General features: G+C 70.5%; 6 protein-coding genes. All 6 read left to right on the top strand.

The window, feature by feature from the left end; translation table 11 throughout:
* Positions 1-1,395, top strand: a 1,395-nt coding sequence (gene glpK / locus PARJ55_RS0120270) for a glycerol kinase GlpK (RefSeq protein WP_028714315.1), incomplete at its 5' end; no start/stop codon positions are given.
* Between the two features lie 11 nt (positions 1,396-1,406).
* A complete protein-coding gene (locus PARJ55_RS0120265) occupies positions 1,407-2,540 on the top strand; it encodes an iron-containing alcohol dehydrogenase (protein WP_028714630.1) in 1,134 nt (377 codons plus the stop codon).
* A complete protein-coding gene (locus tag PARJ55_RS0120260; RefSeq protein ID WP_028714629.1) occupies positions 2,540-4,264 on the top strand; it encodes a M14 family zinc carboxypeptidase in 1,725 nt (574 codons plus the stop codon). Before PARJ55_RS0120265 ends, PARJ55_RS0120260 begins: the two co-directional genes overlap by 1 nt.
* 91 nt (positions 4,265-4,355) lie before the next feature.
* On the top strand, positions 4,356-7,148 hold the full coding sequence (locus PARJ55_RS0120255) for a patatin-like protein (protein ID WP_028714628.1): 2,793 nt from the start codon (positions 4,356-4,358) through the stop codon (positions 7,146-7,148).
* 227 nt (positions 7,149-7,375) lie between these two features.
* Positions 7,376-8,266 (top strand): bifunctional methylenetetrahydrofolate dehydrogenase/methenyltetrahydrofolate cyclohydrolase FolD, encoded by an 891-nt coding sequence (gene folD, locus PARJ55_RS0120250; RefSeq protein WP_028714627.1) that lies wholly within the window; start codon positions 7,376-7,378, stop codon positions 8,264-8,266.
* Between the two features lie 95 nt (positions 8,267-8,361).
* Positions 8,362-9,246 carry a formyltetrahydrofolate deformylase gene (gene purU, locus PARJ55_RS0120245; RefSeq protein ID WP_028713925.1) on the top strand — a complete coding sequence of 295 codons (885 nt, stop codon included), beginning with the start codon at positions 8,362-8,364 and terminating at the stop codon, positions 9,244-9,246.

Raw genomic sequence — 9,246 nt, 5'->3', positions numbered from 1 at the left:
GAATTCCCGCAGCATTTCCCGTCTTCCGGCTGGGTCGAGCACGATGCTTCGGATCTTTGGGTCAGCGTTGCGGGGGTGGCGCGTGCGGCGGTGGAGAAGGCCGGGCTGCATGCCGGCGACATCGCCGCCATCGGCATCACCAACCAGCGCGAGACCACGCTCCTCTGGGACCGCAAGACCGGCCGGCCGCTGCACCGCGCCATCGTCTGGCAGGACCGCCGCACCGCCGCCCTTTGCGACCGGCTCAGGGCCGAGGGGCACGAGCCGATGATCGCCGCCCGCACCGGGCTGCTGCTCGACCCGTATTTCTCGGGCTCGAAGCTGAAATGGCTGCTCGACAATATCGACGGCGCCCGCGATCGCGCCCGGCGCGGCGAGCTCGCCTTCGGCACCGTGGACAGCTGGCTGATCTGGAACCTGACCGGGGGCCGCACCCATGCCACCGACGCCACCAATGCCGCCCGCACCCTGCTTTTCAACATCGCCGAGAACCGCTGGGACGCCGAGATCTGCGCGCTTTTCGACATCCCCATGGCCTTGCTGCCCGAGGTGCGCGACTGCGCCGCCGATTTCGGCATGGCGCGGGCCGACCTGTTCGGGCGCGAGATCCCGATCCTGGGCGTCGCCGGCGACCAGCAGGCGGCGACGGTGGGCCAGGCCTGTTTCGCGCCCGGGATGATGAAAGCGACCTATGGCACCGGCTGCTTCGCGCTGCTGAACACCGGGGAGGAGATGGTGGCCTCGAAGAACCGGCTGCTGACCACCATCGCCTACCGGCTGGGGGGCCGGACGAGCTATGCGCTGGAGGGCTCGATCTTCGTGGCCGGGGCGGTGGTGCAATGGCTGCGCGACGGGCTGGGGATCATCCGTTCGGCGGCCGAGACGCAGGGTCTGGCCGAGGCGGCGGATCCGGGGCAGGAGCTGGTCCTGGTGCCGGCCTTCACCGGGCTGGGGGCGCCCTATTGGCGGCCGGACTGCCGGGGCGCGGTGTTCGGGCTGACGCGGAACTCGGGTCCGGCGGAGCTGGCGCGGGCGGCGCTGGAGAGCGTGGGCTTCCAGACCCGCGACCTGTGGGAGGCGATGCGGGCGGACTGGCCGGGCGCCGCTGCGGGGGTGCTGCGGGTGGATGGCGGCATGGCGGCGAGCGACTGGACGATGCGGTTCCTGGCCGACATCCTGGGCGCGCCGGTGGACCGTCCGCGGGTGACCGAGACGACGGCGCTTGGCGCGGGCTATCTGGCGGGGCTGCAGGCGGGCCTGTGCCCGCCGCCCGAGGATTTCGCCCGCGCCTGGGCCTTGGAGCGCCGCTTCGAGCCCGCCATGGCCGAGGGCGAGCGCGAGGCCCGATACGCAAGGTGGAAAAGCGCCGTGGAAGCGACGATGGGGGCGGCATGAGCGGGGACGGCATGAGCGGGTTTTCCTTTGCCCTGCCGGGCCGGGTGATCTTCGGCCGCGGCCAGGCGCAGAACGCCCCGGCGATGATCCGGGCCCATGGATCGCGCGGCGTGCTGGTGCATGGCGCGAATCCGGCCCGCGCCGGCTGGCTGCTCGACGGGCTGCGCGAGGCGGGGGCCGAGGTGCTGGCCGTCGCCTGCGAGGCCGAGCCGAGCTTGCCGATGCTGGAGGCGGCGCTGGCGCAGGCCAAGGGCTTCGGCGCCGATTGGGTGGCGGCGCTTGGCGGCGGCGCGGCGCTGGATCTGGGCAAGGCCCTGGCGGCGCTGATCCCGGCGCCGGGCGGGATCATGGACCATCTGGAGGTCGTCGGCCGCGGCCTGCCGCTGGCCGCGCCGCCCCTGCCCTATGTCGCTTTGCCGACCACCGCCGGCACCGGGGCCGAGGCGACGCGGAACGCGGTGATTGGCCTGCCCGAGCATGGCCGCAAGGTCTCGATCCGCGACGAAAGGATGCTGCCGCGGCTTGCCATCGTCGACCCGGCGCTGACCGACCATTGCCCGCGCGCGGTGACGCTGGCATCGGGTCTCGACGCGCTGGCGCAGGTGATCGAGCCCTATGTCTCGGTCCGCGCCACGCCCTTCACCGATGTGTTGACCCGTCCGGCCATCGGGCCGGGATTGCGCGCGCTGCTGCGGCTGATGCAGGCCGAGGATGCGCAGGCGCGCGACCGCATGGCCTGGGTCAGCCTGTCCGGCGGCATCGCCCTGGCCAATGGCGGGCTTGGCGCGGTGCATGGGCTGGCCGGTGTGATCGGCGGTGTGACGCCCGCCGCCCATGGCGCGGTCTGCGGCGCGCTGCTGGGCCCGGTGCTGGAGATGAACCGCGCCCATGCCCCCGAGCCCGCCCGCATCCGCGAGGTCTGCGCCGAGATCGCTGCCGTGCTGGGCTGCGACGAGGCCGCTGCGCCGCAGGCCCTGGCCCGCTGGGCGCGCGAGGCCGGCCTGCCGGGCCTGCAAGCGCAAGGCCTGGACCCGGCGCGGCACGAGGCGGTGGCCGAGGCGTCGCTGGCCAGTTCCTCGATGAAGGGCAATCCCTTCCCGGCCACGGTCGCGCAGCTTTGCGAGGTCCTGCGCAAGGCAGGCTGATGGACGACACCCGGCTGCTCTTTCAGGCGCGCTATCCCGCCACGCTGGCGCGGCTTGCGCGCGAGCTGACCTGCGCCCAGGCCGAGATCTGGAGCTTCGACGACGCGCCGACCCGCCGCGCGGCCGAGGCGGCGCTGGCGCTGCGCGGGGTGCGGGCGCATTGCCGCTCGGCCTACAAGCCGCTCTTGCACGCCTTCCTGGAAGAGATCGAGACCGCCGGCCTGGCCGAGGCGCGGATCCTCTGCCCGCGCCATCCCGAAGCCGCACCGGGCCGCTTCCTGCTGGAGGCCTATCCGCTGCCGGCACTGTTCCCCCTGACCGAATTCGACCTGCAGGAGGGGCCGGACAGCACCGCCATGCCGGCCTATCGCCTGAGCCTCGGCTATGTCTCGGGCATGCGGCGCGAGATGACGGTGCTGGCGCCCAACCGCCTGCATCGCGACCACGCCATGCAGCCGGCGCTGTCGCCCTGCGGCTGGCTGATCCGGGACGGGCAGGGCGAGAAGCTGCTGACCGACTACGAGACGCTGTATCGCGATGCCATGCGCGCCGTCGCCGCCGCGCCCTGGCAGAAGGCGCCGTTCTTTCAGGAGCTGGAGATCTCGGCCACGCTGCCGGTCCGCGACCGGGCGCTGGGCTGGGGCGACGAGGCGGTGTCGCTGGTCGAGGCGCTGCACGAGGACCTGTATTTCTCGCTCATCGAGCATTTCCGGCACCGCTTGGGCCGACCCCCCGGCGATCGCGGCCTGCGTCCCGGCCAGATCGTGCCGCGCATCCGCCAGGGAGAGGGGCACAGCCTGCGCATCGAGACCCGCCCTTGGGGCCGCAGCGCCGAGGAGGGCGGTTGCCAGCCGCTCGACCGGGCGCGCGAGGCGCTGTCGCCGCAGCAGATCGCCGCCGAGCTGGCGCACCTGCCGGGCCGGCCCTTTCATGCCCGCTCGGTCGCCGGGCGGGTGATCGAGGGGCGCTACCTGCCGGGGCGCGACCGGGCGGTGATGATCTCGGCCGGGCAGCATGCCAACGAGGTCTCGGGCCCCGTGGGCGCCCTGCGCGCCGCGCAGGAGCTTGCCGGGCGCGAAGGGGCGCATTTCGCGCTTTGCCCGCTGGAGAATCCCGACGGCTATGCGCTGCGCCAGCGGCTTGCCCGCGACAATCCGCGCCACATGCTGCATGCCGCGCGCTATACGGCGCTGGGCGACGACCTGGAATATCGCCAGGGCCCGCCCGATGCCGAGCGCGCGCTGCGCGACCAGGCCTATTGCCTGTCGGCGGCGCTGCTGCATGTCAGCCTGCACGGCTATCCGGCGCATGAATGGACCCGGCCGCTCAGCGGCTATGTGCCGCGCGGCTTCGAAGGCTGGACCCTGCCGCGTGGCTTCTTCCTGATCCTGCGCCATCATCCCGGCTGGGGCGCCGCCGCCGCGCGGCTGGCCGAGGCGGTGATCGCCCGGCTGCGCCAGGTGCCGGGCCTGGCCGAACGCAACGCCGCGCAGCTGGCGCTGGCGCGGCGGCATGGCGTGCTGCCGGAGGCGCCGCAGGGCTTCATCCGCCTCCTGACCGAGGACCGGCGGGCGCCCGTGCCGCTGATGCTGATCACCGAATGCCCGGACCAGTCGCTGCTGGGCGACGGCTTCGTCGCCGCGCACGAGGCGCAGCGCGCCGCCGTGATCGCCGCCTATGAAGCGTTCCAGCAGCTGGATCTGGGCGACCGCCCGCTCGTCTGACGGTTGTATTTCCTCCGGGACAAATTAGGCAAATCGGCTTACCATCCTGAAGCAGAACGATTCCTTGCGACGGCACACCCTGGGGGACAGGATGGACGAACGGATTACGGGCGAGGTGCGGTTCGCGGTCGTGCTTTACGGCGGCGTTTCGCTGGCGATCTACATGAACGGCATCGCGCAGGAACTCTTGCGCATGGTGCGCGGCAGCTCGGCCCTGCCCGAGGACGCGCTGGACGAGGGCGAGAAGATCTATCGCCGGCTGTCGCGGGAACTGGCGCGGCCCGGCGAGGGGCGCAGGCGCTTCGTCATCGACATCATCTCGGGCACATCGGCGGGCGGCATCAACGGCGTGGCGCTGGCCAAGGCGCTGGTCGTGGGGGCAAGCAACATCGACGTGCTGCGCGACGCCTGGACGAACGAGGCCGATATCGGCAAGCTGCTCAACGACCGCAGCGGCCTTTCCGGCAAGCTGCAGCCGGTCGAGTCGCTGCTGGACGGCGGCCATATGTTCAGGATGCTGCACGACACGCTTGGCCGGCTGACCGGCGACGGCAAGGCGCTGACCGAGTCGATGGACCTGTTCGTCACCGCCACGGACCTGCAGGGGCGCTATGCGCCGATCCACCTGACCGGGGCGCGGCTGGATGAACGGGTGCATCGCAGCGTGTTCCACTTTGCCTTTGACGGTTCGGACAAGGAGGTGCGGCGCAACGATTTCGCCCCCGGCAACGAGGCCATGCTGGCCTTTGCCGCGCGCTGCACCTCGTCCTTTCCGGTGGCCTTTCCGCCGATGCGCTATGCGGACATGCCGGCCTCGGCGCAGGACCCGGGGCATCGGCGCTTCTTCGGCCATGATCCGGATTATTCCGGCCGGCTGTTCGCCGATGGCGGCTATCTGGACAACCGGCCCTTCAGCCATGCGATCGAGCTGATCCCCTTTCGGCCGACCACTCTGCCGGGCGCGCGCAAGCTGCTGTTCATCGACCCCTTTCCCGATGCCGGGCCGCAGCCCGACCGGCCGTCCGGACGGGTGGATTTCCTGCAGAACGCCCGGCTGGCGCTGACCGGCCTGCCGCGCTACGAGGTGATCCGCGACGATATCCGCGCCGTCGCCCGCATGAACCGGCGGCTGGAACGGCTGGGCACGCTGCAGGCGCGCTGGCGCCGGGATCAGGAACGGGTCGAGGCCGCCGGACGGGTGATGCGCCAGAAGCGCAAGCCGGACGATCTGGACCAGATGGATCTGGCCGACCTGATGACCGGCGAGCATGAATATCCGCAGAACTATCCACTCTATCACCACCTGCGGGTCTATGGCACGACCGACAGGCTGACGGAAATCGTGGCGGGGCTGGCGGGCCACGAGCCGGAATCGGACGTGGCGCTGTATCTGCGCCAGATCCTGCGCGCCTGGCGCGACGCGAATTTCAGCGCCTATCGCGACGGGTCGCGCGAGACCGAGAACGCCTTCCTGTCGCGCCACGACCTGGATTTCCGGCTGCGCCGCCTGATCCATCTGCGCGCCCATGTCGACGAGGCGCTGGACCGGCGCAAGCGCATCGAGGGCGACGAGGTCGCCCGCGGCATGCCGCCCGCGCAGCTGGTGCGGCTGCGCGAAAAGATCGAGGCGGAGCTGGCCGGGCTGCGCCGGCTGGGCAATCGCGACAGCAGCCAGGCGCGGGCGCTGCTGAGCGATGCCGAGATCGCGCGGCTGGAGCAGCTGATCTCGGCCGAATACAGCGCGGTGATGCGGCTCGCCACCCTGGACCAGCGTTACGACAGGGCGCGCGAGATCTATCTCCAGACCCAGATCACGCCGCTGGTGGACAAGGCGCTGGCCGGGCTGGGCCGGGACATGCGCGCGGCCTTCGACGCCAGCAGCGCCGCCATGCGCGCCGAACTGGCCGCGCCCGCGCTGCAGCCGCTTCTGGATGTCTATGACGATTTCCACTGGCACGACGTCTTGACCTATCCCTTCCTCGAAGGCTCGGAGCTGCAGGAGCACGCGCAGGTCGAGGTGTTCCGCATCAGCCCCGCCGACAGTGGGCTGAACCCGCGCCCCGACAAGCTGGCGGGGATCGCGGTCGGCGCCTTCGGCGGCTTCCTGAACCGCGATTGGCGCGAGCATGACATCCTCTGGGGCCGCCTCGACGGCGCCGAGCGCATCGTCGCCGCGCTGATGTCCGACCGTCCCGAGGCCGAGCGCAAGGCCTGGATCGACGAATTGCAGGGCCGGATCCTGGCCGAGGAATATGGCGAGCCCGCCGGGCAGACGCGCCGGCTGGCGCTGCTGAAGGCCAAGCTGAGCGATGCCCGGATCGACGAGGACGCCTTCGAGGACACCGCCGCCCGGGCGCTGGGGGTCAAGGATGCCGCCGCGCTGGATCTCGGCCGCTTCGGGGCGCATTACAAGGACCTCAAGCCCATCGGCCCGCGCCCGCGCGACATTGCCGCCTGGGGCAGCCGCAGCATGGCGATCCTGTCGCGCATGATCGACGATCTGCCCGATGACGGCATCCTGCGCATCCTGGGCACGCGGGGGGCGACGGCGCTGCGGGCCGGGGGCGGGCTGGTCTCGGCCCTGACGCGCTTCGCCTTGCCGGGCAGCTACCAGCGCATGATGGCCGACCGCTTCCTGCTTCTCGCCATGCTGGCCGGCCTGCTGGTGCTGCTGCTCTCGCCCTGGCTGGGCGCAGGCGCGGCCGGGATCGGCATCGCGCTGGCCGGTGCCGCGGCCTGGGCCTGGCTGGTGGTCTACAGTTTCGGGCGCTGGCTGCGCGGCCGCAAGCGGGCCTTTGCGCTGCTGCGCGGCCTGCTGTTCCTTGCCGCGCTGGCGTTGATGGTCCTGGGCGTGGTCGCTGTCGCAAACTATCTGTCCGGCTGACGCAGCCCGCGCGCGCGCTCGTCGCAAAACGACACCGGCCTGTCGCAATACGGCCGGACCCTTGCGGCTTGCGGTTGGAAAAAGACGGCAACGGGAATAGAGGCGAACCGGAGCGGGCAGGCGCGTCGATCTGGGCTTGCACATGCCGGCGCCTGCGCTATCCGCGAGCGGGGCGGGCGGCCGACGCCATCCGCAACACGGTGCGGAACGCAAAGGAGATTGGGCGAATGGGAGCAGCGATCATCGACGGCAAGGCTTTTGCGGCCGGGGTTCGGGCGCGGGTTGCCGGGCATGTGGGGCGGCTGCAGGCCGCGCACGGGGTGGTGCCGGGCCTGGCGGTGGTGCTGGTGGGCGAGGATCCGGCCAGCCAGGTCTATGTCAGGAACAAGGGCATCCAGACCCGCGAGGCCGGCATGGCGAGCTTCGAGCACAAGCTGCCGGCCGAGACCGCGCAGGCGGAACTGCTGGCGCTGATCGAAGGGCTGAATGCCGATCCGGCGGTGCATGGCATCCTGGTGCAGCTGCCGCTGCCCGCGCATATGGACGCCGATGCGGTGATCAACGCCATCGATCCCGCGAAGGACGTGGACGGGTTCCACATCTCGAATGTCGGGCTGCTGGGGACCGGGCAGAAGAGCATGGTGCCCTGCACGCCCCTGGGCTGCCTGATGCTGCTCCGCGACCGGCTGGGCGATCTTTCCGGGCTGAACGCGGTGGTGGTGGGGCGCTCGAACATCGTCGGCAAGCCGATGGCGCAGCTGCTGCTGGGCGACAGTTGCACGGTGACCATCGCGCATTCGCGCACGAAGGACCTGGCCGGCCTGTGCCGGACGGCCGACATCCTGGTCGCGGCGGTGGGCCGGCCGCGGATGATCCGCGGCGACTGGATCAGGCCGGGGGCGACGGTGATCGACGTGGGCATCAACCGCATCGCGGAGGAGGGCCGCTCGCGCCTGGTCGGCGACGTGGATTTCGAGGCCGCCGCGCAGGTCGCCGGCGCCATCACCCCGGTGCCGGGGGGCGTCGGGCCGATGACCATCGCCTGCCTGCTGGCGAATACGCTGACCGCCTGCTGCCGGGCCAATGGCTGGCCCGAGCCCGAGGGCCTGACCGCCTGAGCGCGCCGCCGGACCGGGGCGCTGCCCCGGACCCCGGGATATTTGCACAAGAAAGAAATCAGGGCCTTTGCCCTTGCAAGACAGTGGAGAAACCGATGAACAAGTTCTGCCTGACCGTTGCCTGCGAATCCACGCGCGGCATCGTGGCCGCCATCTCGGGCTTTCTGGCCGAGAATGGCTGCAACATCACCGATTCCAGCCAGTTCGACGACCCGCAGACCGGCAAGTTCTTCATGCGCGTCAGCTTCGTCTCCGAGGAGGGCGTGGGGCTGGAGGAATTGCGCGCCGGGCTGGCCGAGCCGGCCAAGCCCTTCGGCATGGACTACGCCATCCATGACGAGGCCGAGAAGATGAAGGTGGTGATCATGGTCAGCCGCTTCGGGCATTGCCTGAACGACCTTCTCTATCGCTGGCGCATCGGGGCCTTGCCGATCGACATCGTGGCGGTGATCAGCAATCACATGGACTATCAGAAGGTGGTGGTGAACCACGACATTCCCTTCCACTGCATCAAGGTCACCAAGGAGAACAAGCCGCAGGCCGAGGCGCAGCTGATGGCGGTGGTCGAGGATTCGGGTGCCGAGCTGGTGGTGCTGGCGCGCTACATGCAGGTGCTCTCGGACGCCCTGTGCAAGAAGATGTCGGGGCGGATCATCAACATCCATCATTCCTTCCTGCCGAGCTTCAAGGGCGCCAACCCCTACAAGCAGGCCTTCGAGCGCGGGGTGAAGCTGATCGGCGCGACCAGCCATTACGTGACCGCGGATCTGGACGAGGGCCCGATCATCGAGCAGGACATCATCCGGGTGACGCATGCGCAATCGCCCGAGGATTATGTCAGTCTCGGCCGCGACGTGGAAAGCCAGGTCCTGGCCCGCGCCATCCACGCCCATATCCACCGCCGGGTGTTCCTCAACGGCAACAAGACCGTCGTCTTCCCGGCGTCTCCGGGAAGCTATTCCAGCGAGAGAATGGGCTGA

The organism is Paracoccus sp. J55, assembly GCF_000513975.1.
Classification (GTDB): Bacteria; Pseudomonadota; Alphaproteobacteria; order Rhodobacterales; family Rhodobacteraceae; genus Paracoccus.
This window is presented reverse-complemented; position numbering and strand designations above follow the sequence as displayed.